31 protein-coding genes and 1 other RNA gene are annotated in these 26,608 nt (G+C 61.0%); 22 read left to right on the top strand and 10 right to left on the bottom strand.

The annotated features are described in order from the left end of the window. Positions 1 to 140 precede the first annotated feature (140 nt). Positions 141 to 362 (top strand): hypothetical protein, encoded by a 222-nt coding sequence (locus tag ACN9MV_RS09635; RefSeq protein ID WP_426391942.1) that lies wholly within the window; start codon positions 141 to 143, stop codon positions 360 to 362. Positions 363 to 372: 10 nt separating this feature from the next. Here ACN9MV_RS09635 and ACN9MV_RS09630 read toward each other — a convergent pair whose 3' ends face one another. Further along, on the bottom strand, positions 373 to 606 hold the full coding sequence (locus ACN9MV_RS09630) for a YdaS family helix-turn-helix protein (protein WP_426391941.1): 234 nt from the start codon (positions 604 to 606) through the stop codon (positions 373 to 375). Between the two features lie 78 nt (positions 607 to 684). Here ACN9MV_RS09630 and ACN9MV_RS09625 point away from each other — a divergent pair, with 78 nt between their 5' ends. From ACN9MV_RS09625 to darG, 3 genes are read left to right on the top strand one after another with little or no spacing between them, the layout of a single operon-like run. Next, a complete protein-coding gene (locus tag ACN9MV_RS09625) occupies positions 685 to 1,107 on the top strand; it encodes a helix-turn-helix domain-containing protein (protein ID WP_426391940.1) in 423 nt (140 codons plus the stop codon). 18 nt (positions 1,108 to 1,125) lie between these two features. Next, positions 1,126 to 1,752 carry a type II toxin-antitoxin system toxin DNA ADP-ribosyl transferase DarT gene (gene darT, locus ACN9MV_RS09620; RefSeq protein ID WP_426391939.1) on the top strand — a complete coding sequence of 209 codons (627 nt, stop codon included), beginning with the start codon at positions 1,126 to 1,128 and terminating at the stop codon, positions 1,750 to 1,752. Then, positions 1,752 to 2,837 carry a type II toxin-antitoxin system antitoxin DNA ADP-ribosyl glycohydrolase DarG gene (gene darG, locus ACN9MV_RS09615; protein ID WP_426391938.1) on the top strand — a complete coding sequence of 362 codons (1,086 nt, stop codon included), beginning with the start codon at positions 1,752 to 1,754 and terminating at the stop codon, positions 2,835 to 2,837. The genes darT and darG overlap by 1 nt, the downstream gene beginning before the upstream one ends. 331 nt (positions 2,838 to 3,168) lie before the next feature. Here the strand turns inward: darG and ACN9MV_RS09610 are convergent, their stop codons facing one another. Together ACN9MV_RS09610 and ACN9MV_RS09605 are read right to left on the bottom strand one after the other, a co-directional pair. After that, complete coding sequence (locus ACN9MV_RS09610; protein WP_426391937.1) at positions 3,169 to 3,594, bottom strand: hypothetical protein; 426 nt, start codon at positions 3,592 to 3,594, stop codon at positions 3,169 to 3,171. A gap of 61 nt (positions 3,595 to 3,655) precedes the next feature. Then, positions 3,656 to 4,432 carry a hypothetical protein gene (locus ACN9MV_RS09605; RefSeq protein WP_426391936.1) on the bottom strand — a complete coding sequence of 259 codons (777 nt, stop codon included), beginning with the start codon at positions 4,430 to 4,432 and terminating at the stop codon, positions 3,656 to 3,658. A 163-nt stretch (positions 4,433 to 4,595) separates the two neighbouring features. Between ACN9MV_RS09605 and ACN9MV_RS09600 the strand changes: the two genes are divergently transcribed. The 3 genes from ACN9MV_RS09600 to ACN9MV_RS09590 all read left to right on the top strand — a co-directional run bounded on the left by ACN9MV_RS09600 (position 4,596) and on the right by ACN9MV_RS09590 (position 6,620). Next, the gene (locus ACN9MV_RS09600; protein ID WP_426391935.1) at positions 4,596 to 5,543 is read left to right on the top strand and encodes a hypothetical protein; all 948 of its coding nucleotides are present in this window, start codon (positions 4,596 to 4,598) and stop codon (positions 5,541 to 5,543) included. A 27-nt stretch (positions 5,544 to 5,570) separates the two neighbouring features. Beyond that, entirely contained in the window at positions 5,571 to 6,146 is a 576-nt protein-coding gene (locus ACN9MV_RS09595) for a hypothetical protein (RefSeq protein WP_426391934.1), read from the top strand. Between the two features lie 177 nt (positions 6,147 to 6,323). Beyond that, positions 6,324 to 6,620 (top strand): hypothetical protein, encoded by a 297-nt coding sequence (locus ACN9MV_RS09590; protein WP_426391933.1) that lies wholly within the window; start codon positions 6,324 to 6,326, stop codon positions 6,618 to 6,620. Between the two features lie 80 nt (positions 6,621 to 6,700). Here the strand turns inward: ACN9MV_RS09590 and ACN9MV_RS09585 are convergent, their stop codons facing one another. Beyond that, on the bottom strand, positions 6,701 to 7,324 hold the full coding sequence (locus ACN9MV_RS09585) for a hypothetical protein (RefSeq protein ID WP_426391932.1): 624 nt from the start codon (positions 7,322 to 7,324) through the stop codon (positions 6,701 to 6,703). Between the two features lie 780 nt (positions 7,325 to 8,104). Here ACN9MV_RS09585 and ACN9MV_RS09580 point away from each other — a divergent pair. Further along, positions 8,105 to 8,485, top strand: coding sequence for a hypothetical protein (locus tag ACN9MV_RS09580; RefSeq protein WP_426391931.1), 381 nt, complete (start codon positions 8,105 to 8,107; stop codon positions 8,483 to 8,485). Positions 8,486 to 9,165: 680 nt separating this feature from the next. Here ACN9MV_RS09580 and ACN9MV_RS09575 read toward each other — a convergent pair. After that, positions 9,166 to 9,390 carry a hypothetical protein gene (locus ACN9MV_RS09575; protein ID WP_426391930.1) on the bottom strand — a complete coding sequence of 75 codons (225 nt, stop codon included), beginning with the start codon at positions 9,388 to 9,390 and terminating at the stop codon, positions 9,166 to 9,168. A gap of 193 nt (positions 9,391 to 9,583) precedes the next feature. Here ACN9MV_RS09575 and ACN9MV_RS09570 point away from each other — a divergent pair, with 193 nt between their 5' ends. Beyond that, the gene (locus ACN9MV_RS09570) at positions 9,584 to 10,261 is read left to right on the top strand and encodes a hypothetical protein (RefSeq protein ID WP_426391929.1); all 678 of its coding nucleotides are present in this window, start codon (positions 9,584 to 9,586) and stop codon (positions 10,259 to 10,261) included. A gap of 378 nt (positions 10,262 to 10,639) precedes the next feature. Here ACN9MV_RS09570 and ACN9MV_RS09565 read toward each other — a convergent pair whose 3' ends face one another. Continuing rightward, complete coding sequence (locus tag ACN9MV_RS09565; protein WP_426391928.1) at positions 10,640 to 11,137, bottom strand: Arc family DNA-binding protein; 498 nt, start codon at positions 11,135 to 11,137, stop codon at positions 10,640 to 10,642. Positions 11,138 to 11,224: 87 nt separating this feature from the next. On the opposite strand from ACN9MV_RS09565, the gene ACN9MV_RS09560 reads away from it, so the two are divergent. From ACN9MV_RS09560 to ACN9MV_RS09530, 7 genes are all read left to right on the top strand, one after another. Further along, the gene (locus ACN9MV_RS09560; protein WP_426391927.1) at positions 11,225 to 11,404 is read left to right on the top strand and encodes an Arc family DNA-binding protein; all 180 of its coding nucleotides are present in this window, start codon (positions 11,225 to 11,227) and stop codon (positions 11,402 to 11,404) included. A gap of 195 nt (positions 11,405 to 11,599) precedes the next feature. Beyond that, positions 11,600 to 12,280: an antA/AntB antirepressor family protein gene (locus ACN9MV_RS09555; RefSeq protein ID WP_426391926.1), complete on the top strand. Its 681-nt coding sequence runs from the start codon at positions 11,600 to 11,602 to the stop codon at positions 12,278 to 12,280. Between the two features lie 85 nt (positions 12,281 to 12,365). Continuing rightward, entirely contained in the window at positions 12,366 to 12,716 is a 351-nt protein-coding gene (locus tag ACN9MV_RS09550) for a hypothetical protein (RefSeq protein ID WP_426391925.1), read from the top strand. Then, a complete protein-coding gene (locus ACN9MV_RS09545; RefSeq protein WP_426391924.1) occupies positions 12,713 to 13,525 on the top strand; it encodes a hypothetical protein in 813 nt (270 codons plus the stop codon). Before ACN9MV_RS09550 ends, ACN9MV_RS09545 begins: the two co-directional genes overlap by 4 nt. After that, entirely contained in the window at positions 13,522 to 13,728 is a 207-nt protein-coding gene (locus ACN9MV_RS09540; RefSeq protein ID WP_426391923.1) for a hypothetical protein, read from the top strand. Before ACN9MV_RS09545 ends, ACN9MV_RS09540 begins: the two co-directional genes overlap by 4 nt. Further along, complete coding sequence (locus ACN9MV_RS09535) at positions 13,725 to 13,955, top strand: hypothetical protein (RefSeq protein WP_426391922.1); 231 nt, start codon at positions 13,725 to 13,727, stop codon at positions 13,953 to 13,955. Before ACN9MV_RS09540 ends, ACN9MV_RS09535 begins: the two co-directional genes overlap by 4 nt. Further along, on the top strand, positions 13,952 to 15,160 hold the full coding sequence (locus tag ACN9MV_RS09530; protein ID WP_426391921.1) for a tyrosine-type recombinase/integrase: 1,209 nt from the start codon (positions 13,952 to 13,954) through the stop codon (positions 15,158 to 15,160). Before ACN9MV_RS09535 ends, ACN9MV_RS09530 begins: the two co-directional genes overlap by 4 nt. Positions 15,161 to 15,252: 92 nt before the next feature. Here ACN9MV_RS09530 and ssrA read toward each other — a convergent pair. The 4 genes from ssrA to ompA all read right to left on the bottom strand — a co-directional run bounded on the left by ssrA (position 15,253) and on the right by ompA (position 17,828). Continuing rightward, positions 15,253 to 15,637, bottom strand: a transfer-messenger RNA (tmRNA) gene (ssrA, locus tag ACN9MV_RS09525). A gap of 12 nt (positions 15,638 to 15,649) precedes the next feature. Next, positions 15,650 to 16,318 carry an HAD family hydrolase gene (locus ACN9MV_RS09520; protein WP_426391920.1) on the bottom strand — a complete coding sequence of 223 codons (669 nt, stop codon included), beginning with the start codon at positions 16,316 to 16,318 and terminating at the stop codon, positions 15,650 to 15,652. Further along, positions 16,315 to 17,049: a bifunctional 2-polyprenyl-6-hydroxyphenol methylase/3-demethylubiquinol 3-O-methyltransferase UbiG gene (ubiG, locus tag ACN9MV_RS09515; protein WP_426391919.1), complete on the bottom strand. Its 735-nt coding sequence runs from the start codon at positions 17,047 to 17,049 to the stop codon at positions 16,315 to 16,317. Before ubiG ends, ACN9MV_RS09520 begins: the two co-directional genes overlap by 4 nt. A 128-nt stretch (positions 17,050 to 17,177) precedes the next feature. Next, a complete protein-coding gene (gene ompA / locus ACN9MV_RS09510; protein ID WP_093050122.1) occupies positions 17,178 to 17,828 on the bottom strand; it encodes an outer membrane protein OmpA in 651 nt (216 codons plus the stop codon). Positions 17,829 to 18,052: 224 nt separating this feature from the next. Between ompA and gyrA the strand changes: the two genes are divergently transcribed. From gyrA to ACN9MV_RS09480, 6 genes are all read left to right on the top strand, one after another. Next, positions 18,053 to 20,698: a DNA gyrase subunit A gene (gene gyrA, locus ACN9MV_RS09505; protein ID WP_093050119.1), complete on the top strand. Its 2,646-nt coding sequence runs from the start codon at positions 18,053 to 18,055 to the stop codon at positions 20,696 to 20,698. Beyond that, positions 20,695 to 21,285: a DUF2059 domain-containing protein gene (locus tag ACN9MV_RS09500; protein ID WP_093050116.1), complete on the top strand. Its 591-nt coding sequence runs from the start codon at positions 20,695 to 20,697 to the stop codon at positions 21,283 to 21,285. Before gyrA ends, ACN9MV_RS09500 begins: the two co-directional genes overlap by 4 nt. Before the next feature lie 70 nt (positions 21,286 to 21,355). Further along, complete coding sequence (serC, locus tag ACN9MV_RS09495; RefSeq protein ID WP_426393157.1) at positions 21,356 to 22,423, top strand: 3-phosphoserine/phosphohydroxythreonine transaminase; 1,068 nt, start codon at positions 21,356 to 21,358, stop codon at positions 22,421 to 22,423. Positions 22,424 to 22,447: 24 nt separating this feature from the next. Next, the gene (pheA, locus tag ACN9MV_RS09490) at positions 22,448 to 23,572 is read left to right on the top strand and encodes a prephenate dehydratase (protein ID WP_093050110.1); all 1,125 of its coding nucleotides are present in this window, start codon (positions 22,448 to 22,450) and stop codon (positions 23,570 to 23,572) included. Positions 23,573 to 23,592: 20 nt separating this feature from the next. Beyond that, positions 23,593 to 24,483, top strand: coding sequence for a prephenate dehydrogenase (locus tag ACN9MV_RS09485; RefSeq protein WP_093050107.1), 891 nt, complete (start codon positions 23,593 to 23,595; stop codon positions 24,481 to 24,483). 1 nt (position 24,484) lies between these two features. Further along, the gene (locus ACN9MV_RS09480) at positions 24,485 to 26,497 is read left to right on the top strand and encodes a bifunctional 3-phosphoshikimate 1-carboxyvinyltransferase/cytidylate kinase (protein ID WP_426391918.1); all 2,013 of its coding nucleotides are present in this window, start codon (positions 24,485 to 24,487) and stop codon (positions 26,495 to 26,497) included. Positions 26,498 to 26,608: the final 111 nt, after the last annotated feature.

The raw sequence follows: 26,608 nt of genomic DNA, 5'->3' as shown, positions 1-26,608 counted from the left end.
TTGCAGCTCCCTGCAGCGACGTGCACCAGGTTCCAGCACCGTGCATTCGGTTGCGGCCGGTGCAAGAACCTGCAGCCCGTCTTGCTGGTGCTTCCACGCGGCCATGCCGAGACTGCGTAGCCATGAACACATCCCACGCCATGCCAGCCGCAACCAACGACCCGGACCTCATCCACAACAGCACGCGGACAACGCTGAGCACCAATGCCGATCCAACAGGACGAGCCCCGGCACGGGTGATGCTGCGCACCAGCAGGCTGGTCATTCTGTGGCTCGATGGCGACGTGGATGTGCGATTCGCCGCACAGGAGGTCGACGTCACACCGAGAGGCCGTGCTGCACCGCGCACGGACAAACGATGAACGGCGGACATCAGGCAGTTGCCTTGCGCGGGCGGCGCTTCGAGTTGCGCAGTACATCCCACGGCACGTCCGGGCGGAGGTCTTCACAGAGCACACCCGTTTCCCGCTCGATTGCGGGGCAGTGCTCTGCCGGCACCTTCTTTCGAAATGCCCACATCCCAGGGGTAGATCCACCGACACCGATCAACTCGGCCAGCTTCAGCCGGCTCCCTGCAATCTCAACAGCCTTCAGGAACGCTTCCATGACAACTCCTTGCTCGAACACGATAGAAGCCCGAATACTAACACGTTCGAATTTAAAAGCTGTGGGAGAATTTCGTTCGTGAAGACAATCGCAGAACGAGTCAAGGCAGTCCGGCAAGAACTGGGCTGGAGCCAGGTGCAACTGGCGGAAGAAGTGGGCGTGTCCCAAAGCTCGATCGGGAACATCGAATCGGGCTTCAGGCAACGCCCGCGGGAGCTCGTGTCCATCGCAAAAGCGCTACGTGTCTCGCCTGAATGGCTGGAGACGGGAAAAGGCCCCAGGACGGAGCGCGCCTCGCTCAAGCTCGTGGGCGCCGATGCGGAGCCGTCAGCGCGGGCGCTGGTGGAGTACCTGGCCGAGATCGCCGCTCAGCAGCGGCCGACTCTTCGAAAGAATTTGGCGAACTTGCTGGTTGATCTGGTCGAGCACCCGGAGGACACGGCGCTCATTGAGCAGACCATCGCGGACATTGAACGATTCTTCCCTCCTCAGAGGAAATAGCAGGACTCCATCCAGGAAATGGCACCCGACCCCGCCAAGACTCACATTTATCACATCACTGATGTGGCCAACCTCGCAGCTATCGTGGCGGCGGGTCGGCTGTTGTCCGACGCAGGCTTGATCGCAGCAGGGGTTAAGCCGGCCAGCGTGGCGTTTAGTCACATCAAGGATCGGCGACGCTCAAAAAGAATTCCGGGCGCAGGCAACCGCACCGTGCACGAGTTCGTCCCCTTCTATTACTGTCCGCGCTCGCCCATGTTGCTTACGATCAATTCCGGCAACACCGGTAAGCCACTTGGTTATCAAAGCCGGATCGTCCATTTGGTCAGCACAGTTGCGCGGGGAACAGCGCTAGGCAAAGCGTGGGCCCTCACGACCATGAATGCTGGCACAGACTACCTAACAGACTTCTATCACCACACAGACGACCTTGAACGTATCGACTGGGAACTGATCGCATCCAACAGTTGGCCGAGACGCGCCACCGAAAAGTCCGCCGAATTCCTCGTCGCGGACGAATTCCCATGGGACCAAGTGATATACATCGGGTGTCACAATGACGCTGTACGTGCTGAGATCGAGCAGATTTTGGCGGGCACTGCACATAGTCCCAGGGTCGTCGCCCGCCCCGACTGGTACTACTAATGATTGAATCCGCTCAAGGCAATCTCCTAAACGCACCGGCCGATGCGCTGGTGAATACCGTTAACACCGAAGGCGTGATGGGAAAAGGGATTGCGCTTCAATTCAAGAACGCCTTCCCCTCGATGTTCGCAGCCTACGCTCAGGCTGCAAAAGCGGGCCAAGTGCGATTGGGTCACATGCATGTGTTCGATCGCGGCAGCATCGGTGACGGCCCGCGGTGGGTCATCAATTTTCCAACCAAAGGTCACTGGCGCGCGCGCAGTCGGCTTGCCGATGTAGAAAGCGGACTGGACGATTTGATCACCACCATTCAGCGGCTAGGCATCAAGTCCATCGCTGTTCCACCGCTGGGTTGCGGAAATGGAGGCCTCGATTGGAGCCAAGTTCGCCCATTGATCGTGAAGGCCTTTAGCCGAGTCCCTGACGTACAGGTATTGCTGTTTGAGCCTGCTGGCGCTCCGCCTGCAGTGGATATGCCCAATCGCACTCCACGACCTAAGCTAACGAAGGCATCGGCCACATTGTTGGTTCTCATGAGTCGCTACATCCGAGGGCTGCTGGAGCCGTTTGTCACACAACTCGAAGCACAGAAGCTCATGTACTTCATGCAAGAGGCTGGACAAGACCTGAAGTTAAAGTTCCAAGCTGACCGATACGGTCCTTATGCCCCTAATCTGGGCCATGTGCTCAAGCGTTTGGATAGCCACTTTTTGACGGGCATGGGCGATGGTGATAGCTCTCCTGATCGTTTACTCATGACCATTCCCGAAGGGGTCGATGAAGCGCAGGATCTTCTCGCGCGAGACGATGCGACAAACAAACGAATCGAGCGCGTGACAAGACTCATTGACGGCTTCGAGGATCCCCATGGCATGGAGCTACTGAGCACGATGCTTTGGGTGATGGTGCACCATGAGGAAGCTCGCGAATCACCATCTTTAGCTATTGAGCACGTGCACGCGTGGAATGATCGCAAACGCAAACTCCTGCCGGCTGACCATCTCGAAAAGGCTTGGGAGCGCCTGCGCGCCCAAGAATGGCACTTTATGGCTAGAAGCATTCATGTCGATTCGGTGATGCACTAGCCATCCACTTCTTCTTGACGTTCGGCCCGCCTTGTGCGGGCTTTTTCACGAGCGCTACCGCCCCGATAATCGCCGCGATGCCATCAAAGCAAACCCCGAAGTCCTGCTCTTGCAAAGTCTGCCGGATGCTTCGTGGCGCTCCGGACACTCAGATCCAGATGAAGCTTGAGGAGCGCGCCTTCCGTCACGAGCAGAACCGTCGCGCGAAACGCGGCGAAGAGGATGTCCTGCCTGCTGGCGTCCGAACTTTTCAAGGCTAGTCGCCGTCTTCACCCCAGTTTGGACTTCTTGCCGCGCGTGAAAAACACGTCCTGATCTCAGCCGGCCGCAGCTAGATTGGCCTTGTCACGGCCGCAGCCCCCGTTGTAGGCAACGCCTTAAACGAGGTGAGCGCCTGGACCTGGAGTTCGAGGTTCTTGATCTTCTCCTCCAACTCACTTCTCTTCGCATTCCTAGCGTCGAGGACGTTGTCCATCGCAGCCATGAAGAGAATGAACGGCACACCGAACAAGTTGAATATGTGCATCAACAGCACTAGAACCTCGCCCCGCGAAGGCGCTCCAGCCATGTGCCAAAAGAGCCAGATACCCAAGACTGAGTTGACCACGAGCACGGCCAGAAAAACGATCTTTGTCCACCGCTTCCAGAAGCGAACCAAGCTGTCACGCTTACTCTCCTCTAGCGCGGCGATAGGTATCGAAAGACCTATAAGAGCAATGACTGTGCCGACGATAAAACTAAGAAGCGAGAGATCCATGGTTGTCTTGCTGAGTGCTGGTTCAGCGCGACTATATCCACGGTGAACTCCCACCGGGCGGCTACCACCTCCCATCCAGAATGATCTGAGACACCTGCAACCGCGGCTGCTCGAGTCCCCAGTCGAACTGGAAGGACACGTATTCGGCGCATTTCGCGAGCAGCGCCTCACCGCTCGTGCTATAGAGGTCAGCGCATACCGCCACCTCCAGCTTCACGCAGAACTCGCGTGGCCACCGCGTCGTCGCTTGGATGTGCTGGACATGCCGTTTGGTGGCGAAGGCTATCGCGATCACCGCGGTCTCGCCCCAGCGCCGCCGACGAAAGGCCGGTGCGATCCACGCCTGGTCGAGCTCGACCTCCAGCTCGACTTTCTCACCAGCTCGCGCGAAGGCATCGACGACCCACTGCAGGCTGAAAGATACGAAGCCGACAGCATCCCCATCGGCGCGATCTGTCACGACCGCCAGCAGGTCAGTGGTCACGTATGCACGCACGGCCGACTGCACGGAGAGGATTTCGCCGCCATGTCCCGAGTAGAGGTCAAGGCGGGTCCCGAGCTCGCGCAGGTTCGCCTCTCGTAGAGGAGCGCCGCTGAGCGGGCTGAGCCCCTCCTCCGTCTTGTAGGTCTCGTCGGCCGCGTGCAGCTTGCGCAACTGCCGGGCCCAGGTTCTCAGTCGCGCACTGGGCCGCGTGGCAATGTAAACCACTCCCTCCGCTTCATCCAACGGCTCGTCATCGTTCCAGGCAACGGGGGTGAGTGCATTGGGGTAGACAGGATCGATCAGCTTGGTCAGCCGGAGGAACAGAGGATGGCGACGGCCGCGAGGTTCAGGCATGCGCTTTTCTAGCGCGGATTCTCGGAAAGCTTGAACACGGGTTTTTCGGTCGTGATAACTCAACTCAGGCCGGACTCTCGCCGTCGCCAGTAGCCTTCCAACAAGGGATGACGAGCATACAAATTGTTGCAGTGAGCACGACAATCACCGGAGGAGGGCAACCATGAAAACACGTGAACGTCTAGTCTTTTTCTACGACTTAACAATTTCTTCTAAAAGCAAAAATGCAGCGATTAGTAGGCCATCTTGCGTTAGCTTCAAAGAAGCAATTGAAGCGATCAATAAGGGAAAGCCGACTGGAATAAGTCTCCACAGGCGATCAAACGAACTCATCGAGATAACTGACTGGAAGTACGACTCCGCAAGTCATACATATCAGATTCTGGTAAATCGCGCTGATCTAAGCATTGCCGACCCAGCATTTAAGCACTTCAAAACAAAGGCCGTCCGTCCTGGCGGGAAAACCAAGGAAGAAGGCATAGATGTATCGACTCATATCGTAGTGCGGGTTGACAACAATAGCCAGACGGCCTTAGTGATGGTGACCTATGGCGCCGGCATTACAGCGTCCATCATCGAAAAGCTTTTTAAGCAATTAATGAAAGCAGTGAAAACTGTGAAGCGTCACGCAGCTCTCTTCCACTTCGCCGAACCAGGCGGATCTATTGGAAAAGATGGAAATCCAGTGACGTATGAAGTTGACTATGAATTCTCTGCTGCAGGCCACCAGAGCCAAACACTAAAGGACGACATTAATGCCGGCCGATTCATTTCGATGGATTTAATAACTGACATTTCCGAAAAATTCGATAACAGCGGAAATCTCCAAGTCAAAAAGCAAGTACTCAAGATAAAACCCTTCGACGCCTCCAAAGTCTCGTTGGCCGGCTTGGTGAACGCGGTCAAGGAAGCTCGCAAAACCAAAGTACTTCATGCAGCGCGCATTCGCTTTAAGGATTCGGATGGAAAGCCTAGAGAGGAGCAGTTTTCAATCGACGCACTTGAAAAATCGTTTACTCGGAAGCAGCATGTAAGTTTTGATTCGGATCTTCCATCGCAATCTACCAAAATTGACAAAACAATTATTGACGGAATGTTGGAGTTAATTTAATATCTCCTGCCTTAAGGACGCAAGGTTATGATTATTGAACTGACGCGGCCATTCTCGTATCTTTGGATACGGCATTCCTCAAAGCGACTAACAGTCGTTAATTGGTTCATCCCCTCCGGGTGCTCATTGGCCGCAATTTTTATTGGCTGGCTGCTTCCCGGAAGCATTGATGTTTTTGGTCCGACAGGCATTCTTTCGAAAATCTTAGCTTTCGTACAGAGCCTGCCTGGTTTTTACATTGCTGCGCTTGCAGCAGTTGCGACGTTCAACAATCCTCACATGGACAGAGCAATGCCAGGAGAAGCTCCGACACTCAGGATTTTGCACAACGGGGAATTAACGCCGCAGCCGATTTCTTTGACGCGCCGTAGGCTGCTGTGCGTGATGTTTGCCTTCCTTACTGTTGCAAGTGTTGTGCTGACTGTTATGGCCATTGGTTCTCTGACGGTTGCCCCCCTCATCAAAGATCTGCTTCCCACCCAACTCTATGCTCCAGCAAAGCTTGTTTTTTCCGGTCTCTATCTGCTGCTTTTCTTTCAGATGCTCTGCGTGACCATGTGGGGGCTGTTCTATATTGGGGAAAGAATGCTCACCCCTGACTGACTTCCCCAAAAGGCCTAGCGTCCGCATCGGGTAAGCAGTCGCACTCCAAGCCCTTCTCGAGCGGGCTTTCCTATTGCCGGGACGACATGGCGCCTTTTCGGCCACGACGGAATCTGTCGCCACGCGCTTCGATTCCGGATACGCTCGGCCCTAGGAAAATATCATGTCGAGGTGAGGATGCTCATTCTTCTCAACACGGGCTGGGTCGCGCACAGGTTCGGACAATGGCGCTGGTTGCTCCACGCTGTGGCGGGCGTCGTCTTTCTGGCCATTGGCTGGGCCGCGGCCAACATAGTCCTTGTTGTCCAGTCCCTTGCCCCTACTGCAGAGTCCTCAGCCGCAGGCTGGACCTTTCTCACCTTCGCGGCCGCAGGATTTATCCTCCTTCTCTACAGTATTTGGCTTTCATACATCGATTCGACGCGTCAAGCGTATCGAGCGATCGCGGAGCGCTATCGCCGTGATGGCTGGTGACACGCTTACACTCAAAGCCAAGCCCGCCTCGCGCGGGCTTTTTTATGCCCGCCGAATAGGCACATCCTGCACAGTGCTCTTCATAAGCCGGCCTCGCGACGCAGTCGATCTATTTCCTCTTCGCAGGCCGCTCCGGCAAGCCGAATCAGTTCCAGGACTTCAGGCAGTTTTGCCGTGAGCTTTTCATGCGACTGCACTTTAAGTTCAGGAGCATGAATCCGCATGAATGCTGAGGCGGCAGTCCACGCAGAGTGGAGTTCGCTGAGGCCACGGGGCACAGAGGACAAATAAAGAACAACCCTCGCCGATGGAATTTCGAACACCGGCAACTTGTCGAGCGCATCCTTGCAATCGACCAGATTTTCAAGCTCAGCAGCACTCACCTCGTACAAGCGCCCTTCTTCGTACTCTCGCTGCAGCAGGTTGACCATCGCGATCGCGCGAGCAAGAAGAGTTTTCACTATCGAGAGCCGATCGACTGCGCTGTGCGCAGCACTTTCCCTCTGCGCCTGGACAGCAGCTCGATGCTGCCGATCTGAAATCAAGAATGCGCCGACGATCGCGACTATCGCGCCTACGGCCTGGACCCAAGACGCCATGTTCGGATTTTTGTCTGCCCAGACAACCAGGCTCGTCCAACTCGTGGCGATCGTGATCGCCAGCGCGACGCCAGACCACAGTGTCAAGACCTGAAACAGAGACATCTGATCCTCCCTCCTCGAGTTTGACCTGATGCTACCGTCCCCGCATCAACTTCAGTCGCCCTTCCCTCGTATTGCCCGCAGCAGTTGGTGCCGGGGGCCAGCATCGAGCCAGCATGCCTTGCCGTTGAAGCACGACTACCGAATTCCTATGACGCGAACAGCGCGGCGCGCCAGCGCCTGCGAAGTGGCTCGTGATCGCCAGTTCGGATGTCCCTGGTCACGGTCAAGCCTGGAACGTAGCCGAGGCGGAGCTTTCCCCAAAAGCCTAGAGATGTTCCCACCTCATGCATGGCCGTGATGGGTAGCGGCTGGCCGCCTGCTGCGCATTGCCGTGAGATGGTTAGCAAGACGCTGCTCGCGTAGCCCTGATCCCTGAACTGGGACTCGATATGCAAGCCATCCACATACACGCACTCGAAAAGCGGCGACACCCCAAATCCAACGCGCCCCACTTGCTCGCCTTTCGACGCAAACACAGCCACGTCGAACCACGGATTGGGGTCAACGAAGCTGCCCAACCCTGGTCTTTCCAACACACGCAACGTGACCGGCGGCAGGGAGGCAGTACGCGTGATCGGCCGCCGACGGACTCTGCTCAGTAGTCGTTTGATCATGAAGCCCCCTGTTCGATCACAGCGTAGCTCATCTCGCCGTTCGAAGACATGGTGCCTCTCCCCCTTTATTGCCTGCAACAGCAGGTGCCCGGGGCCGGAATCGAACCGGCATGCCATCTCAGATGAGGGCTAGACTCCCGCGGCCAGCGACATCAACGCCCCCCATATGGACTACCTCGCCGAACTTCGATGCCAAGGCTTCCGCCAGGCCGATGACCATGCCGACTCCGAAGGCCGCGTGGAGTTCAATGCCGACCTCTTCCGGGGAACAGCCAACGAGGTCACGGTCCAGGTGTATGCCGTCGATCAAGAAGAGCTTGAACGCGAGGTCATACCAACGCTGGAGGCCGTGCTACCGCAGGTCGATGAGATGGTCGATGCACTCGGGGCGATCGACGCCGATCTGGCGCAAATCATCCTGTATCGCGGGCGGCTCGGCCTGCACTTCTGGTCGCGCGGCGTCAACAACGAATTCACGGCCATCTATGCCCGCAGCGATGATGGCTGGGTCTTCCAAGAATTTGGTGAGATTTTCGCCGACGACTAGCTTGCGACCTTCGCTGATCTTCAAGCCGCAAGCCGACAGAGCCCGCACTGAACGGGCTCTTGTTTTTCCGCTACTGCATTCGAGCCGACGCGGACTGCTCTGCCGATGATTTCGAGGAATCCCGGTGCCTGGTGATGAACCGCGGCATCCGCTTGCGCCATAGCGGTGCTCGGGCTTCCGGATAGTTGAACTCCGCGAGCACTTCTCGCCCCTTCTGGGTAACCGAGAGTACCTGTGCGGCTGAGCTGCCCCCTGACAGGGTGAGCGGTTCAGATGGCGCTGGGACCAGCGCAACCACCAGTCCTGCAGCCCGAAGGATTCGGACCTGGTCGATGTCTTCAGTCCGATAGAACGAGATGGGCAAGCGAGAAGTCGCTATCTGCCGCAACAAGTTCATGGTCATTTCAAGCCTCCTTTTCGGTTGACCAAAACCTCAACAACGCTCAATTTAGACGCCGTCCACGAAGTTTTCAAGAGGCCGAGATAACGAGGTGATCGCCACCGCCTCATCACAAAAAAGAGCCCGGCGCGCGGCCGGGCTGAGGGTTACAGCAAGGCGCCACGGTTGAACGCCGTGGCGTCAGGAATGTAGGGCTGCCGAAATCCTGGCCATGTCAGACAAATTTGATTCTTGGTAACCAATCTGGGGCCGGCATCGAACCGGCAGGCGTAGCGCCCGGCTACATCATTAATCTACCGGCCTCACCGATGGCAAGAATAGCCGCAATCTGCCTGCCGGTGCCATTGCCTGCGCTGTCGTAGATCTTGATGAGCGCTTTGACCGCACCACCTCCTCCGAGACGGCCAAGCGCCTCTATCGCGGCTATTTGCTTCTTGGTGCCGTTGCCTGCAGAGCTGTAAATCTGAACCAGCTTAGCCAACGCGACTTCGCTTGCATCACTCATAACCCCTCCCGTGGCCAAAGGATGCACTGTAGAGGAGTTGGCTGATCGCCACGCCCTCGATAACCCGCCGTGGCTTGATCTTTGATCGCCCCTTCCCTCGTGTTGGTGGCAATATCACGAGTGCGGTTTACCAATCACTCCCAGCAAAGGCGGCATCGTGATGACTGCGGCAGGAAGAGACAAGGCACCAAGCATGGCCGATACGTCAACGAACGCGCTCGCACGGACACTGACAACGCCTCGCCGGCTGAAGTTCGATCCTTCTGCAGTGAGGGAAATCGGCGAGTCGGAACACAAAATCGCCGCCGCGATTGCCGCAGAAACCGAAGCGGAGAGAGAAAAACAACGCGCTCGCCTCGGCAAGATGTATTCCCTTTTAGGTCCCGAGACCGACTACGTGGACACGATGCACTGGGATGAATTTTTGATGTCTCCCATGCCTGTGATTGCTTGTGCGGCCCGTGCAGGCGTATCGCCAGTGGCCCTCCTCGACTTCATCGGAACCAAGTGCTCGCCCTCGAATTGGCGAACGATGTTTTGGATACAGGCTTGGTTTGAACTGCTCTCTCAATCGAAGGAGGAAGCGGCCAGGGACACTGCAGTTGCTGTTGATGCAATCAAACAGGAATACGCAGCGAAAGAAGATGAAGCGGCTCGTTTGCGGGTAGCCCCCGCCGCAAAGGCCCGACGGCAGCTTGGTGAGAAAAATTTGGCGCGAATCGCTGAAACGGCCGAACCCTTGCGCGGGAAGATGTCCAAGGAGCAAGCAGCGGTGGCCATTGCTCAAGCCCTGCACCTGTCTTCAGCAACTGTTCGGAAACGGCTGATTGAACTTTTTCCACGCGACGCGTGGCATGCCCCGAAGAAGTGACGGACCGTCGATAAGTCATGCCTCGGCAGCGATCCAGCATGCCTTCATGGTGATGCTACGCAGACAGCTTCTACGCGATTAAAGACATTACGTCCGATCAACCTAAGGACGGACGTGATGATTAACCTGCTCTTGCACAGACGGATTCCGAAGCACGAAGTACGGACGCCAAAAAATCGCGCGCCGGTGAAACATTTCACCCTGACATTGCCGGCGGACGTGGGCAACCTGCGGGGCATGAAACCTCTCGCAGTGAAGCAGTCAGCCAAGTCCATCCTCGTACAGGACGTCGTAGCAAACCCTGGCCAGCGCGAGCAAGCCCACGACCAGCAGGCTGCCAAGCAGCAGCGCATCGTTGTCGCTCATCTGCAGCGTAGATCAGACCTTCGCGTCGCGCACTCCCTTGGCGCCCTTTGCTTCAAGGAAGCGCATGCGCGCTTCCCGAACCAGTTCGCGGGTCGCTCCGACTCGATCGACAGCTTCCTCGAAGGGCTTGGAGTTCTCTCGCTCTGCTTTGGCGTAGGCCATCGCATCCTTGAACAATGCCTGCTCTCCTGGGCTAAGCGCTGCCAGCACCTCATCCGATTTGGAAACCAGAATTTCGACAAGAGACGCCAAGCTGACGAAGTGAATTCGCATGCTTTCGATGTCCAACGCCTGAAGCGCAGCCTGATATTGCGCATCGGCCAAGACCATCGCGAAGTCGGGCCCATCAACAAAGCTGCGCTCAAGGCGATCAGTAATTTCTGCGTTCATGGAGCGACCGCTGGCCTTCGCGGCCGCCTCGATGCGCTCCTTCAACTCAGGAAGCATGCGAAGACCAAAGGGGGCAATGTTCCCGGTCGGCGCGGTCGTGGTGGTCGGAGATTTCGCCATAGCTACGCAGTGTAGCCAAAACACAACTTGCCAAAAATAACTACGCGGCGTTACTATAACTACGCCGCGTAGTGAAAAAAGGAAATTATGAAAGGCATTGGCCACCTCGCCCCCTCCCCGATTCGTCTTCCTCCAGACCTCAAGGACTGGCTGAAGCACCAAGCGATCAACAACCATCGCTCGATGAACAGCGAAGTCATCGCCCGTCTCGAAGAATCCCGCGCCCGGCAAGGACGCATTCAGACAAATCGTCCAACTATGGAGTAACTCTTTTGGGACTTTTCAGTGGGTCGCAATTTTTCGCGAACACGAATAGCCTCGATGGCATCGGCATCCGCCATGTTGCGAAGAGTCCCAGCTCCAACCTATCGTGATTTGAAACTGCTGATACCTTGAAACAACGGCCCAACGAGCGGCAACTCGTAGTCCGGCAAACAGGCAAGTAACCCAGGAACCCTAGCGATGACCGTCAACATCACCATCCATCCGCGCCAAATCGGCAGCGATCTCATCCCAACCATCAGCGGCCGCGAACTACACGCCGAACTTCGCATCGGGAAAGACTTCACCAGTTGGGTCAAGGCGCAGATCAAGCGCGGCCGCCTGATCGAGAACCGCGATTTCGTGAAGCTCACCCAAAAGGGGGAGCTTTCCGCTACGGGTCAGATCCAGTCCGAATACCACTTCACCCTCGAAGCCGGCAAGCACATCGGGATGATGAGCGGGACCGATCGCGGCTTCGAACTCCGCGAATACTTCCTGGAATGCGAACGCCGCGCGAAAAGCGCAATCCTGCCCGCAGTCCACGATCCCCGCACCGCAGCCCTGATCGACGCGCTCGTCCGGCAAGACGCGCTCGAACAAGAGCAGGCTCGCCAAGCCACGGAGCTTGCTCGGCTGCAGGAGAACGTGGCGGTCATCGAGGCTCGCACGCAGCCCGAGAACAAGCATTTCACCGTCCTCGGCTACTCCAACCTGATCGGGCGCCCCGTCGATGCCCGCATGGCAGCGAATCTCGGCCGGAAGTGCGCCGCCCTGTCGCGGGATAAGGGCTTGGTCATCGGCGACGTGCGCGATCCGCGCTTCGGGACCGTGCACAGCTACCACGAGTCCATCCTGCAGGAGGTGCTGCAGACCACTTGAATCCCCACCCAGAAAAGGCGAAAGCCCAACGGCGGCAACCGTTGAGCTTTCTGTGACCCAAGAACCCTAGCAAGGAACCTAAATCATGTCCAAGGTTAGCACGCGCCCACAAGTCGGCGCAACCGGCGAGCAATCGCCCTCCCCCATTCGCCCCGCTGCACGCAGTCAGGATGTCATCGAGTTCGACTCGTCGGCCATCGATGTGATCACGATGCGATCGAGCGAAATACAAGCCCTCGCGTCGTGCGCGATCTGCTTGTCCGCTGTCGAGAAATCGGCCGAGGGCCGCTTCAGCGGCTACGAACTCACCGACGACGCTCTACCCCTGCTCGGCGGCGTCATCATGCGGCTCGCCCGCGAGGTCGGCGAAGCTGGCGAGCAGCTCTTCGCGCAATACCGGGAAGCCCGCGACATGGCCAACGAGGTGCAAGCATGAGCGCCGTCCTCGACAAGCCCCGCGCCAAGGCAAAGCCGAAGGCAGCGAAGAGCGCACTGCAGACACGACTGGATGCGATCTTCTCCAACCTCAAGCTCGGCCAGGAAAAACTGCAGCTCGCACACCAGTCGGTTGAGATGACGGACCCCGGCGAAGCGGCGGAGGTTCTGCTGCGGACAGTCATCGAAGACATGCTGCCGGCCTCCATCGCCCCTATGCGCCGCGAACCGCTGGCACGAGCCGATGTAGACGCCGCGTACACCGGCATGTTCCCGGCACTCGCAGCAATGGAAGGCGTGATCGCGCTCTCCATCGGCCAGGTCATCGAGGCCACTCTGCGCGAAGCTTTTGCACATCTCGATGCCGCAAACGCCTGGATGGATTTCACCGAAATGGGTGACGTGCTTCCGCATCGCGAGGACATCACTGAAGCCGACCGGAGTGACAACGATCTTGCGGCACGTCAACCAGCCGCCGCGGAGACTGAAAACGTAGCCGGCTGCATTTTCGACGCCTACGAGAGAACCATCGAAGCATTCGCGATCCTCGACTCTCGCGTATCGGATATGAACAGCGGAGCCGCCTATGGTGCACGCTCGCTGGTGAAAGTCGCGGTCGATGCCACCAGCGCCGCAGACGAAACCAACACGCGCGACAACTGCGAGCACGCGAGTTGTGCTCTTCACGAGGCAATCGAAGTCCTGACGCTCGTAACCGACGAAGCGCCGGATCTGGCGGCCGAAGGCGCACTCGCCTTGCTGGTGCTGGCCAAGCAATTGCTCGACGACAACGTGGGGGCCCTGCCGTGAGCACCACCGCTACTCGCAAGCCTGCGTTGCGCCTGGTGCCCAAGCCCCAGGGCACGATCGATGCCGACATGGTGGCGTTCACCGTGATGGAGCACATCGACACCGAGCACCCGACTCTCTGGGAGACACTGCCCAGAACCGCGCGGGTGGGCCTGCGCAATGCCATCGTGCGCGCCGTCATGGCGGAGGACGCGAAGCGATGAGTACAGTTGTCGCCATGGAGTGGATTCCCATGAGCCGCTACTGCGAACTCTTCGGCGAGACGGCCGATGCGGTCGATAAGCGCGTGCGCAGCGGGCACTGGCTGCGCGACGTGCATGTGCGCCACCCCGATGGCAGCAAGCAGTCGTGGGTCAACGTGCGCGCAGTGAACGACTGGGCTGCGGGTCGCAAGCCCGATGTGTCGAGCAAGCGCAAGGCCAAGGCGTGAGCCAGGGGATCACGGTCCTCAAGCGCAAACGCAAAGAGGTTATCCGCATCGCCTTCAGTTTTCAGGGGGTGCAGTGTCGCGAGACGCTGGACCTACCCGGCACACGCGAGAACCTGCGCTATGCCGAGCGACTGCGCGGCGAGATCCTGCGCAAGATCGAACACGGGACGTTTCGGTACAACGACTACTTCCCTTCTTCAGCGAAATGCCGGGTGTTCGGCCATGGCTCTGCGAAGGGCAAGGACTCGACTATCAAGCAGCTGCTGGAGGGATACCGCGAACGCTCGAAGGCATCGCTGCAGCCCAGCACCTGGCGCGGCTACCGAATGGCCATCGACAACATCCTGATCCCGCAGTTCGGACACCTGCAGGTCCAGGCCTTGAGCACGGGCACATTGCGAGAGTGGATCGCACTGCAGAAGGTCACGCGCAAGCGCATGAGCAACCTGCTTCTTCCGCTGCGCAACGCCTTGTCGGAAGCACTGGCAGACGAGGTGATCGACTTCAACCCGCTCGACCGACTGAAGCTGTCGCGGATCCTGCCGCGGGACACGCTCCACACGGACTACGAGCCGCAGCCGTACAGCGTGGAAGAGCTAGTGCCGCTGCTGGTCAGCATGACCGGCGCCGAACGGGCGGCGTTTCAGTTCTGGGCATACACGGGTGTCAGAACGAGCGAGTTGATCGCGCTGACCTGGGCCGACATCGATCTGCAGGCCGGGACTGTGCGCGTCCACAGGGCTGTCGTCGAGGGCGAGGAAAAAGGCACGAAGACGCGTGCCGGCGTGCGCACCATCCCGCTGCTTCTTGCCGCCCGTCAGGCGCTTGAGGATCAACGGCAACGCACTGAGAAAGCTGGTGGTCGGGTCTTCATGAACCCGCGCAACGACAAGGAATGGACGGACCAGTCGCTGCTGCGGCTGTGGCAGCGCACCTGCAAGAAGGCCATGGCCAGCTATCGCAATCCGTACCAGATGCGGCACACGTTCGCGAGCCAACTGCTGAGCCAGGGCGAGAACCCGGCGTACATCGCCAAGCTGCTCGGCCACAAGACGACTGAGATGGTGATCAGGAACTACGGCCGATGGGTCGAGCAAGGTGCCACTCTGGGCTTCGACCGACCGCAGGTAAAGTACGGTCGGGAGCATCTGCCTGGTCTGCCGGAGGTCGGCGACGCGAGCGATTCAGGTGCGAATCGCGTGTGAGAAGTGTGTGAATCGCGGGACGCTGTGTGACGGTCCGAGACGGAGAGCCTTTTCGTAAGTCTTTGATTTAATTGGACTTAGCTCTAGAAATTTGGTGGAGCTGGGGGGATTTGAACCCCCGTCCGCAAGCCTTCATCGCGCAGTTCTACATGTTTAGTGATCTGATTTAAGTCTCGCTTCCGGAGTCGCGCAGTCACACGCTAAACCGGACGCCAGCACCCTATTTTCTCGCCCCGACCCAAGGTACCCGGATCGGAGCCAGCCCATGTAATTATCCTTGCAGCCGGGAGGCCAGGATTGCTCCAGACCCCCTTGCCCAGCCCATCGGCCAACTGTTGCAAGGCTCACTGGCAATTAAGCAGCGAGTGCGAAACGTTCGTCGTTTGCAGTTAGTTTGTTTGAATCTGTTTTACGAGCGCATTCAGCTCGACATGCCCCGCTGCGACTCCGAACCCACGTCGAAACCAGTGCAGCCCCAAGCGACTCATTTTAGGCGCTATTGAGTAACTTCAAGAGCTCAAGGGGCGAAGAGATTGAAGCATCGGCCTGCCAGAGTGCCGAATCGGCCTGTGTACCCATGTAGCCGTAGGTGGCTGCGACCGTGCGCATGCCTGCAGCGCGGCCCGCGATGATGTCGCGCTCGTCGTCGCCGACGTAGATGCATGCCCGCGATGCCACGCCAAGCCGGCGCGCAGCTTCATGCAAGGGCTCAGGATGCGGCTTGGCAAACGGCGTGGTGTCACCGCTCACAACCGCGCCCGCACTCGCGAAAAGCGGAATGGCGCGCGTCAGCGGATCGGTGAAGCGCATCGACTTGTTGGTGACGACTCCCCACAAGAGGCCGCGCTCACGCAGGGCATCGATGAGCACCTGGATGCCATCGAACACCTGCGTGTTGAGCAGCATACGGCGCTCGTAGGTCACGAAGAACTCTTCGCGCAGCTCAGGAAACTCCGGCGATTCCGGCGTGATGCCGAACGCCACGCCGAGCATGCCGCGCGCGCCCGCACCAGCCATGGGACGGTAACGCTCCATCGGGTACGAATCGAGGCCGCGATCAGTGCGCATCTTGTCGGCTGCGGCCCCCAGATCGGGCGCACTGTCGATCAGCGTGCCGTCGAGGTCGAACAGCACGGCTTTCGTCTCGACGCCCATCATCCGTGCGATCCCGACTTCAGTTCGGCCGGCTTCTGCGTGGCGAACATGTAGTTGACGCTGGTGTCGCCGCTGAGCCAATAGCGCCGGGTCAGGGGGTTGTGCTCCATGCCGCGGGTGCGCCGCAGGTCAAGGCCCGCCGCGCGACAGTAGCCGGCCAGTTCGCTCGGACGGATCAGCTTCGCATATTCATGGGTCCCGCGCGGCAGCATGCCGAGGACATACTCGGCGCCCACGATCGCCAGCATGAAGGACTTCAGGCTGCGGTTGATCGTCGAGAAGAACACCCAACCACCCGGCTTGACCAGCGTGGCACAGGCCTGGATCACCGAGGCCGGCTGCGGCACGTGCTCAAGCATCTCCATGCAGGTGACGACGTCGAAGCTGCCCGGCTGCTCAGCTGCCAGCGCCTCTGCGCTGATCTCACGGTACTTCACGCCGCGGGTGCCGGCCTCGAGCGCATGCAGCTGCGCAACCTTGAGCGCCTTGCCCGCGAGGTCGATACCCAGCACGTCGGCCCCCTTGCGCGCCATCGAATCGGCCAGGATGCCGCCGCCGCAGCCGATATCGAGCACGCGGCGCTGCGAAATAGGTGCAATACCGTCAATCCATTCCAGGCGCAATGGATTGATTTCATGCAGCGGGCGGAATTCGCTTTCCAAATCCCACCAGCGATGCGCGAGCTCTGAAAACTTGGCCAGTTCGGCCGGATCCGCATTCACGTTTTCTGTCATACAGCGATTATGAAACGAGCAATGTCCAATAAACACCGCGCGGGCTTTGCCAAAGATCAATCACGAATTCGACAGCCATAAAAAAACCCCGCCGAGGCGGGGTTTTCATGATCGATGGAATCGATTGATTAGTTGGCGCGGGTGCCGACCACTTCGATTTCCACGCGACGGTTCTTGGCGCGGCCTTCCTTGGTGCGGTTGTCAGCCACAGGCTGCTTCTCGCCCTTGCCTTCGGTGTAGACGCGGTTGCGTTCGATGCCCTTCGAGACCAGGAAGGCCTTGACGGCTTCGGCGCGACGCACCGACAGACGCTGGTTGTAGGCGTCCGTACCGATCGAGTCGGTGTGGCCCACAGCGATGATGACTTCGAGGTTGACGCCACGGATCTTCTCGACCAGATCGGTCAGCTTGGCGCGACCTTCAGGCTTCAGAACCGACTTGTCGAAGTCGAAGAATGCGTCGGCAGCGAAGGTCACCTTGTTGGCAGCGACTTGCGGGGCAGCCGGGGCAGCCGGGGCAGCAGCAGCCGGAGCAGCAGCAGCCGGAGCAGCAGGAACCAGAGCACCGTCGCAACCAGCGGCAGCCGTAGCCGGCGTCCAGTTGGCATCGCGCCAGCACAGTTCATTCGTGCCGTTCTTCCAGACCAGTTCGCCGGTGCCGTTTTGCCAGTTGTCGATCGTAGGACCGCCGTCCGCAGCGGTGACACGGGTCTGCGCGCCGGCGGCAGTGGCGAGCGCAGCGACTGCAAACATCATCGCCACTTTATTCAGTTTCTTCATGGTTCTCCTCTTGGGGAAAAAGCCGCAGCCGCGCTGCGAATCAAGGACGCTTTAAGTGACCACCACCCAAAACGTTGAGGCGATTGTGCCATAGGGTCTTTGGCAAACAGGCCGCTGGACGGCCCCGAAGCGTAGGACGGAGGCGGAATAGGCACCTTGTGTTGCGGCGGTGCGACACCCCTCACAGCGTAAAATTTCGCCTTCCTGCCGCCAGCCCCTCGCTCATGACCTCCTTCGCAAAAGAAACCCTGCCCATCAGTCTCGAAGAGGAAATGCGCAGCAGCTATCTCGACTACGCCATGAGCGTGATCGTGGGCCGAGCGCTTCCCGATGCCCGCGACGGTCTCAAGCCTGTGCACCGCCGCGTGCTGTACGCGATGCACGAACTCAACAACGACTGGAATCGGCCATACAAGAAGTCGGCCCGTATCGTTGGCGACGTGATCGGTAAGTACCACCCGCACGGAGACCAGTCGGTCTACGACACCATCGTGCGCCTGGCCCAGGACTTCTCGATGCGCCATATGCTGGTCGACGGCCAGGGCAACTTCGGGTCGGTCGATGGAGACAACGCGGCCGCAATGCGGTATACGGAAATCCGGCTGGCCAAAATTGCGCACGAAATGCTGGCCGATATCGACAAGGAAACTGTCGACTTTCAGGACAATTACGACGGCTCCGAAAAAGAGCCGAAAGTGCTGCCGAGCCAGCTCCCGAATCTGCTGGTCAATGGCTCCGGCGGTATTGCGGTCGGCATGGCCACCAATATTCCGCCGCACAACCTGAATGAGGTTGTCGACGCCTGCCTGCACCTGCTGCGCAACCCCGAAGCCAGCATCGACGAGCTGATGGAAATCGTGCCCGCGCCCGACTTCCCCACCGCCGGCATCATCTATGGCATCAACGGCGTGAAGGACGGCTACCGCACCGGCCGCGGCAAGGTCGTGATGCGCGCCAAGTGCCACTTCGAGGACATCGACCGCGGCCAGCGCCAGGCGATCATCGTCGACGAGCTCCCCTACCAGGTCAACAAGAAGACGCTGCAGGAGCGCATGGCCGAGCTGGTGCACGAGAAGAAGATCGAAGGCATCAGCCACATCCAGGACGAGTCCGACAAGTCGGGCATGCGCCTGGTGATCGAGCTCAAGCGCGGCGAAGTGCCCGAGGTGGTGCTCAACAACCTCTACAAGCAGACGCAGCTGCAGGACACCTTCGGCATCAACATGGTGGCGCTGGTCGATGGCCAGCCCAAGCTGTGCAACCTGAAGGATCTGATCCAGGTCTTCCTGCAGCACCGCCGCGAAGTGGTCACGCGCCGCACCGTCTTCACGCTGCGCAAGGCCCGCGAACGCGGCCACGTGCTCGAAGGCCTCGCGGTGGCGCTGGCCAACATCGACGAGTTCATCCGCATCATCCGCGAATCGCCGACGCCGCCTGTCGCCAAGGCCGAGCTGATGACCCGCAGCTGGGACAGCAAGCTGGTGCGCGAAATGCTCACGCGCACGCGCGCCGACGGCGGCGTGATCAACGCCGACGACTACCGCCCCGAAGGCCTCGAGCGCAATTTCGGCATGGGCGGCGACGGCCTCTATCGACTGTCGGAAACGCAAGCCCAGGAAATCCTGCAGATGCGCCTGCAGCGCCTGACCGGCCTCGAGCAGGACAAGATCGTGGCCGAGTACAAGGACGTGATGGCCGAGATCGACGACCTGCTCGACATCCTGGCCAAGCCCGAGCGCGTCTCGACCATCATTGGCGACGAACTCGGCACCATCAAGCAGGAGTTCGGCCAGTCGAAGGTCGGCGCGCGCCGCAGCCTGGTGGAGCACAGCGCCTACGACCTATCGACCGAAGACCTGATCACGCCGACCGACATGGTGGTGACGCTCTCGCACAGCGGCTACATCAAGAGCCAGCCGCTGGGCGAATACCGCGCGCAGAAACGCGGCGGCCGCGGCAAGCAGGCTACCGCCACCAAGGACGACGACTGGATCGACCAGCTCTTCATCGCCAACACGCACGACTACATCCTGTGCTTCTCCAACCGCGGCCGGCTGTACTGGCTCAAGGTGTGGGAAGTGCCGGCGGGTTCGCGTGGCTCGCGCGGGCGCCCCATCGTCAACATGTTCCCACTGCAGGAAGGCGAAAAGATCAACGTCGCGCTCGCGCTGACGGGTGAAAAGCGCAACTTCCCGGCCGACCAGTACGTGTTCATGGCGACCTCGATGGGCACGGTCAAGAAGACGGCGCTCGACGAGTTCAACAACCCGCGCAAGGGCGGCATCATTGCCGTGAACCTCGATGAGGGCGACTACCTGATCGGCGCGGCACTGACCGACGGCAAGCACGACGTGATGCTCTTCAGCGACGGCGGCAAGGCCGTGCGCTTCGACGAGGAAGACGTCCGCCCGCTTGGCCGCAATGCCCGCGGCGTGCGCGGCATGTCGCTCGACCCCGGACAGGGCGTGATTGCCATGCTGGTTGCCGAAGATGAGCAGCAAAGCGTGCTCACGGCCACGGAAAATGGTTACGGAAAGCGAACAAGCATTACGGAATACACCCGCCACGGCCGGGGAACCAAAGGCATGATCGCCATTCAACAGAGTGAGCGCAACGGCAAGGTCGTTGCTGCCACTCTCGTGCATGCGGATGATGAGATCATGCTCATCACCGACAAGGGCGTGCTGGTGCGCACCCGGGTTGCCGAAATTCGTGAACTTGGTCGCGCGACGCAAGGCGTTACGCTGATCGGACTCGACGAAGGCGCCAAACTCAGCGGGCTACAACGTATCGTCGAAAACGACGCGAACGGCGAAAGCGAGCCTGACGCGGACGATACTTCCTCATCTTCAACGGAGAATCCTCAGTGAAAAAAATCAAACTCGCACTTCTGACGGTCGCCCTGGCAAGCAGTTCGATGGCCGCCATGGCCCAGGACAAGGCCACGCTCATCAAGCAGTTCATCGACATCCAGCGCCCCGGTATCGAATCGCTGGCACGCGGCCTGGTCGAGCAATCGAGCGCTCCGATCGCGCAAGCGGGTTCGCAATACCTGCAGACGCAAGTGCCTGAAGCCAAGCGCGAAGCTGCCGCCAAGGCTGCCGACGCCGAGCTGAAGAAGTACTTCGACGAGACCTACCCCATCGTTCGCGACAAGGCCGTTCAACTGGCCCCGGGCGCCCTCACCCCGCTGATGGAGCAGAACTTCAACGAAGACGAACTCAAGCAGCTGCTGGCCTGGATCAACTCGCCCCTGAGCAAGAAGTACCAGGACCTGAACCCGAAGATGCAGACCGCACTGACGGAAAAGCTCGTGGCCGACACGCGCACCACGGTCGAACCCAAGATGCGCGCGCTCGACACCGCAGTCGCCAAGGCACTCGGCGCACCGACCGATGGCGCTGCCCAAGGCTCCGCTCCCGCCAAGGCACCTGCCAAGGCCCCAGCCAAGAAGTAAAAGCAACGTGACCCAGCAGCAGACGCCGGCCGGCAAGCGCCCCTACAACTTCTCGGCCGGTCCGGCTGCCATGCCGGAGGCGGTGCTGCAACGCGCCGCCGCCGAAATGCTCGACTGGCAGGGCAGCGGCATGAGCGTGATGGAAATGAGCCATCGCGGCAAGGAATTCGGTGCGATCTGCACCCAGGCCGAAGCCGACATCCGCACGCTGCTGGCCATTCCCTCGCACTTCCAGGTCCTGTTCATGCAGGGCGGCGGACTGGGCGAGAACGCCATCGTGCCGTTGAACCTGTCGCGCGGCAAAACCGCCGACTTCGTCATCACCGGCAGCTGGAGCATCAAGTCGCACAAGGAAGCGCAGCGCTACTGCACAGCGCGCGTTGTCGCGAGCAATGCCGACGACCAGCACACGAAGCTGCCCGACCCTGCGACCTGGCAGCTCTCCAAGGATGCCTCGTACGTGCACGTGTGCTCGAACGAGACCATCAACGGCATCGAGTTCCAGCAGTTGCCCGATCTGGCCGCGCTCGGCAGCAACGCCCCGCTGGTCATCGATTTCTCCTCGCACGTTGCCTCGCGCAGCGTCGACTGGAGCCGCGTGGGCCTGGCCTTCGGCGGCGCACAAAAGAACCTCGGCCCTGCCGGCCTGACCATCGTGGTCGTGCGCGACGACCTGCTGGGCCACGCGCTCGAGATCTGCCCGAGCGCGTTCAACTACAAGACCGTGGCCGACAACCACTCCATGTACAACACCCCGCCGACCTGGGGCATCTACATGGCGGGGCTCACGTTCCAGTGGCTGTTGCAGCAGACCGAAGGCTCGCACACCGGCGTGGCCGCCATGGAGCAACGCAACATCGCGAAGGCGAAGCTGCTGTACGACTTCATCGATAGCTCCGACTTCTACGCCAACCGCATCGACCCGGGCTGCCGCTCGCGCATGAACGTGCCGTTCTTCCTGGCCGACGAAGGCCGCAACGAGGCTTTCCTGGCCGGCGCGCGCGAAGCCGGGCTGCTGCAGCTCAAGGGCCACAAGTCGGTCGGCGGCATGCGCGCGAGCATTTACAACGCCATGCCGCTGGCAGGGGTGCAGGCACTTGTGGCCTACATGCGAGAATTCGAGCGATCGCATGCCTAGGCGCATGCCCAGCTGCTCGCACCGATGACCGCCTCCGCACCCACACCGCCCTCTTCTCCCTCCGACAACTCCGAAAGCCTGGCCGATCTGCGCGTGCAGATCGACTCGCTCGACCAGCGACTGCTCAGCCTGCTCAACGAGCGAGCCCATGTGGCCGAGCTGGTCGGCGAGGTCAAGAAGCGCGAGGGCACCCCGTTCTTCCGCCCTGACCGCGTGGCGCAGGTCATCGACAAGATGCAGAAGAGCAATGGCGGTCCGCTCAAGGACCTCCACGTGGCGGCCATCTGGCGCGAGATCATGTCGGCCTGCCTGGCGCTCGAATCGCCGCAACGCGTGGCCGTGCTTGGCCCCGAAGGCACCTTCTGCGAGCAAGCCGCCATCGAATACTTCGGCGGCGCCGCCGACCTGATCTATTGCGCCAGCTTCGACGAGGTGTTCCACGCCACCGCCGCTGGCAGCGCCCAGTACGGCGTGGTCGGCGTCGAGAACTCGACCGAAGGCGTGGTCACGCGCTCGCTCGACCTGTTCCTGCACTCGCCGACCCATGTCGTCGGCGAAGTCAGCCTGCTGGTGCGCCACCACCTCCTGCGCAGCAGCAATTCGCTCGAAGGCGTGGAGGCCGTGCTGGCCCATCCGCAAGCGCTGGCACAGTGCCAGACCTGGCTGTCCAAGCACCTGCCGAACGCCGAGCGCCGTGCCGTGTCGAGCAATGCCGAAGGCGCACGCCTCGCGGCCACCAACCCGGCTTGGGCAGCGCTGGCCGGCGAACGCGCCGCCACCCGCTTCGGCCTGCACATCGTGGCGCACGCCATTCAGGACGACTCGTACAACCGCACCCGTTTCTCGGTGATCTGCCTGCCGCAGACGCTGGCCATGCCGCCGGCTTCGGGCCGCGACTGCACGAGCCTGATCGTCTCGGTGCCGAACCGGCCCGGCGCGGTGCACGACCTGCTGGTGCCGCTGAAGGCCAACAACGTATCGATGACCCGCTTCGAGTCGCGCCCCGCTCGCACCGGCCAGTGGGAGTACTACTTCTACATCGACCTCGACGGCCATCCCTCGCAGCCCAACGTGGCCGCGGCGCTGGCCGAGCTGCGCGGTCTCTGCGCGTTCTACAAGGTGCTGGGCGCCTACCCCGTCAAGGCCTGAGCGGCAGGCAGCCCCACAACATGTTCGAACAACTGGGACTGATCGGCTGCGGCCTGATGGGCGGCTCTTTCGCGCTCGCACTCAAGCGCGCGAAGCTGGTGAAACGCGTGGTCGGCTACAGCAAGTCGCCCTCCACCACCGAGCGGGCACGCCAGCTCGGCGTGATCGACGTGGTAGCGCCTTCGGCGCTGCTGGCGGTGTCGGGCTCCGACATCGTGCTGCTGGCGGTGCCGGTGGCCGCATCGGAAGCCACATTCAAGGCCATCCGCCACGGCATCTCGAACGAGACGCTCGTGATGGACGTCGGCTCGACCAAGGGCGACGTGATCGAAGCCGCGCGCAACGGCCTGCAGCGCCAGTTCGCGAACTTCGTGCCGGCACACCCGATCGCCGGCAAGGAGCTCTCGGGTATCGAGCACGCAGAGGCTTCGCTGTTCACCGGCCGGCAGGTCGTGCTGACGCCCGTGAAGACCACGCTGCGCTCGAACGTGCAGCGGGCCTCGCAGGTGTGGAGCGGCATCGGCGCGCACGTCGTCACCATGACGCACGAAGAGCACGACGCCGCTTTTGCCGCCGTGAGCCACCTGCCGCACCTGCTGGCCTTCGCGTACACCAACGCCATCGCCAGCCAGCCGCAGGGCGACCGCTTCCTGAGCCTCGGGGGACCGGGCTTTCGCGATTTCTCGCGCATCGCCGCGAGCGACCCAGTCATGTGGCGCGACGTGCTGCTGGCCAATCGCGAACAGGTGCTGCAACAGTCGCAGGCCTTCCGCAAGGCGCTGGACGACCTCGAAGCGCTGATGGCCGCTGGCGATCTGCAGGCGCTGGAGCAATCCATTGCCGCCGCCAGCAAGGCCCGCGCGGCCTGGAAACCGGCCACCGACACCTCGTCGCAGCAGCAGGACAACTGAGATGTTCTCGACGACCTTCCTCGATCTCCCGCCCCTCGCGGGCGCGGCCGGTACGGTCCGGCTGCCGGGCTCCAAGAGCATCTCCAACCGCGTGCTGCTGCTCGCCGCGCTCGCGAGTGGCACCACCACCATCCACGACCTGCTCGATTCGGACGACACGCGCGTGATGCTCGACGCCCTGCGCGCGCTCGGCTGCGGCATCGACCCGGACGGAAACACACTGCGCATCACCGGCCTCGGCGGCCAGCTGAAGCCCAGCGAAACGCTGCTGCCGCTGTTCCTCGGCAACGCCGGCACCGCGATGCGCCCGCTCACCGCGGCGCTGTCGCTGCTGGGCGGCGAGTTCGAGCTGAGCGGCGTTCCGCGCATGCACGAGCGCCCCATCGGCGATCTCGTCGACGCGCTGACCCAGCTCGGCTGCCGCATCGACTACCTCGGCAATCCCGGCTATCCACCGCTGCGCATCCATCCGGTGCCCCACGGTGATTTGGCGCTCGACGCGCCGATCCGCGTGCGCGGCGACGTGTCGAGCCAGTTCCTCACCGCCCTGCTGCTGGCGTTGCCGCTCGCGGCGGCCGGCGACATCGTGATCGAAGTGGTCGGCGAGCTGATCTCCAAGCCCTACATCGAGATCACGTTGAACCTGCTCGCGCGCTTCGGCATCCAGGTGCGGCGCGACGGCTGGGAGCGCTTCACCATTCCAGCGGGCAGCAGCTACAGCTCGCCCGGCGATATCCACGTCGAGGCCGACGCCTCGTCTGCTAGCTATTTCATAGCATTGGGCGCGATAGCGACGGGTGTTTCCGGCAAGGACGGCATCCGCATCGAAGGCGTGGGCGCCGATTCGATCCAGGGCGACATCCGCTTCATCGACGCCGCCCGCCAGATGGGCGCGCTGGTCGACAGCGGTCCGAACTGGCTCGAAGTGCGCCGCGGCGCCTGGCCGCTCAAGGCCATCGACCTCGACGCCAACCACATCCCCGACGCCGCGATGACGCTGGCCGTGATGGCGCTGTACGCCGACGGCCCGAGCACGCTGCGCAACATCGCGAGCTGGCGCGTGAAGGAAACCGACCGCATCGACGCCATGGCCAACGAGCTGAAGAAGCTCGGCGCCGCCGTCGAGGCCGGCCCGGACTTCATCCGCGTGCACCCGCTGGCGCAGGCCGGCTGGCGCCCGGCGAGCATCCACACCTACGACGACCACCGCGTGGCCATGTGCTTCTCGCTCGCGGCATTCAACCCGGCGGGGGTGCCGGTGCGCATTCTCGATCCGCACTGCGTCGCCAAGACCTTTCCCGATTACTTCGAGACCCTGTTCTCGGTGGCAGAGGCCGCCGAGGTGCCGGTGATCTGCATCGACGGCCCGACCGCTTCCGGCAAGGGCACGCTCGCGGCCGAAGTAGCGCGCCTGCTCGGCTACCACTACCTCGATTCGGGCTCCCTCTACCGCGTGACCGGCCTGGCCATGCGCCGTGCAGGCCTGAGCGCTGACGCCCAGCACGAAACGCAGATCGCTGCACTCGCGGCCGCCCTGCCCCTGCAGTTCACCGAAGGAAAGGTGCTGCTGGCCGGCGAAGACGTCAGCGACGACATCCGCACCGAAGCCGCCGGCATGGACGCCTCCCGCGTCTCCACGCTGCCAGCCGTGCGCGAGGCGCTGCTGGCCCTGCAGCAGCGCTTTCGCCAGCTGCCCGGCCTGGTGGCCGACGGGCGCGACATGGGCACCGTGATCTTCCCTGACGCGACGCTCAAGGTCTTCCTCACGGCCAGCGCCGCCCAGCGCGCCGAGCGGCGGCATAAGCAGTTGATTTCAAAGGGTATTTCGACTACACTCGACAGTCTTCGCTCCGACTTGGAAGCACGTGATGCCCGGGACTCCTCCCGCAGCGTCGCCCCTCTGAAGCCGGCGCGGGACGCTCGCCACCTCGACAACTCCCAGCTGTCCATCGAGCAATCGATCGATCAGGTCTTGGACTGGTGGCAGCAAGTACAGCCTTTCAAGCCCGCTTGAAAAGCTGGCGCCCGACGGAATATCCCGAAATATTCATAAGGCGCATACCGCTCCAGCAGGCTCCTTCCGCGCGACAGCGCACTGGCCTGCTGGTTGTTCAACCAACCCGGG

Source organism: Variovorax sp. R-27, from assembly GCF_049913215.1.
Taxonomy (GTDB): Bacteria; Pseudomonadota; Gammaproteobacteria; order Burkholderiales; family Burkholderiaceae_C; genus Variovorax.
The sequence above is the reverse complement of the archived record's forward strand: the minus strand, read 5'-3'. Positions and strand labels throughout refer to the sequence as shown.

Bases quoted from the DNA above. Each gene is read 5' to 3' on its own strand.
- darG (WP_426391938.1), top strand. From the start codon at position 1,752: ATGATTGAATCCGCTCAAGGCAATCTCCTAAACGCACCGGCCGATGCG.
- ACN9MV_RS09580 (WP_426391931.1), top strand. From the start codon at position 8,105: ATGGACTACCTCGCCGAACTTCGATGCCAAGGCTTCCGCCAGGCCGAT.
- ACN9MV_RS09600 (WP_426391935.1), top strand. From the start codon at position 4,596: ATGAAAACACGTGAACGTCTAGTCTTTTTCTACGACTTAACAATTTCT.
- ubiG (WP_426391919.1), bottom strand. From the start codon at position 17,049: ATGACAGAAAACGTGAATGCGGATCCGGCCGAACTGGCCAAGTTTTCA.
- ACN9MV_RS09480 (WP_426391918.1), top strand. From the start codon at position 24,485: ATGTTCTCGACGACCTTCCTCGATCTCCCGCCCCTCGCGGGCGCGGCC.
- ACN9MV_RS09635 (WP_426391942.1), top strand. From the start codon at position 141: ATGCCAGCCGCAACCAACGACCCGGACCTCATCCACAACAGCACGCGG.
- serC (WP_426393157.1), top strand. From the start codon at position 21,356: ATGCCGGAGGCGGTGCTGCAACGCGCCGCCGCCGAAATGCTCGACTGG.
- ACN9MV_RS09485 (WP_093050107.1), top strand. From the start codon at position 23,593: ATGTTCGAACAACTGGGACTGATCGGCTGCGGCCTGATGGGCGGCTCT.
- ACN9MV_RS09595 (WP_426391934.1), top strand. From the start codon at position 5,571: ATGATTATTGAACTGACGCGGCCATTCTCGTATCTTTGGATACGGCAT.
- ACN9MV_RS09630 (WP_426391941.1), bottom strand. From the start codon at position 606: ATGGAAGCGTTCCTGAAGGCTGTTGAGATTGCAGGGAGCCGGCTGAAG.
- pheA (WP_093050110.1), top strand. From the start codon at position 22,448: ATGACCGCCTCCGCACCCACACCGCCCTCTTCTCCCTCCGACAACTCC.
- ACN9MV_RS09570 (WP_426391929.1), top strand. From the start codon at position 9,584: ATGGCCGATACGTCAACGAACGCGCTCGCACGGACACTGACAACGCCT.
- ACN9MV_RS09545 (WP_426391924.1), top strand. From the start codon at position 12,713: ATGAGCGCCGTCCTCGACAAGCCCCGCGCCAAGGCAAAGCCGAAGGCA.
- ACN9MV_RS09585 (WP_426391932.1), bottom strand. From the start codon at position 7,324: ATGTCTCTGTTTCAGGTCTTGACACTGTGGTCTGGCGTCGCGCTGGCG.
- gyrA (WP_093050119.1), top strand. From the start codon at position 18,053: ATGACCTCCTTCGCAAAAGAAACCCTGCCCATCAGTCTCGAAGAGGAA.
- ompA (WP_093050122.1), bottom strand. From the start codon at position 17,828: ATGAAGAAACTGAATAAAGTGGCGATGATGTTTGCAGTCGCTGCGCTC.
- ACN9MV_RS09520 (WP_426391920.1), bottom strand. From the start codon at position 16,318: ATGATGGGCGTCGAGACGAAAGCCGTGCTGTTCGACCTCGACGGCACG.
- ACN9MV_RS09565 (WP_426391928.1), bottom strand. From the start codon at position 11,137: ATGGCGAAATCTCCGACCACCACGACCGCGCCGACCGGGAACATTGCC.
- ACN9MV_RS09575 (WP_426391930.1), bottom strand. From the start codon at position 9,390: ATGAGTGATGCAAGCGAAGTCGCGTTGGCTAAGCTGGTTCAGATTTAC.
- ACN9MV_RS09560 (WP_426391927.1), top strand. From the start codon at position 11,225: ATGAAAGGCATTGGCCACCTCGCCCCCTCCCCGATTCGTCTTCCTCCA.
- ACN9MV_RS09535 (WP_426391922.1), top strand. From the start codon at position 13,725: ATGAGTACAGTTGTCGCCATGGAGTGGATTCCCATGAGCCGCTACTGC.
- ACN9MV_RS09555 (WP_426391926.1), top strand. From the start codon at position 11,600: ATGACCGTCAACATCACCATCCATCCGCGCCAAATCGGCAGCGATCTC.
- ACN9MV_RS09605 (WP_426391936.1), bottom strand. From the start codon at position 4,432: ATGCCTGAACCTCGCGGCCGTCGCCATCCTCTGTTCCTCCGGCTGACC.
- ACN9MV_RS09610 (WP_426391937.1), bottom strand. From the start codon at position 3,594: ATGGATCTCTCGCTTCTTAGTTTTATCGTCGGCACAGTCATTGCTCTT.
- ACN9MV_RS09550 (WP_426391925.1), top strand. From the start codon at position 12,366: ATGTCCAAGGTTAGCACGCGCCCACAAGTCGGCGCAACCGGCGAGCAA.
- ACN9MV_RS09590 (WP_426391933.1), top strand. From the start codon at position 6,324: ATGCTCATTCTTCTCAACACGGGCTGGGTCGCGCACAGGTTCGGACAA.
- darT (WP_426391939.1), top strand. From the start codon at position 1,126: ATGGCACCCGACCCCGCCAAGACTCACATTTATCACATCACTGATGTG.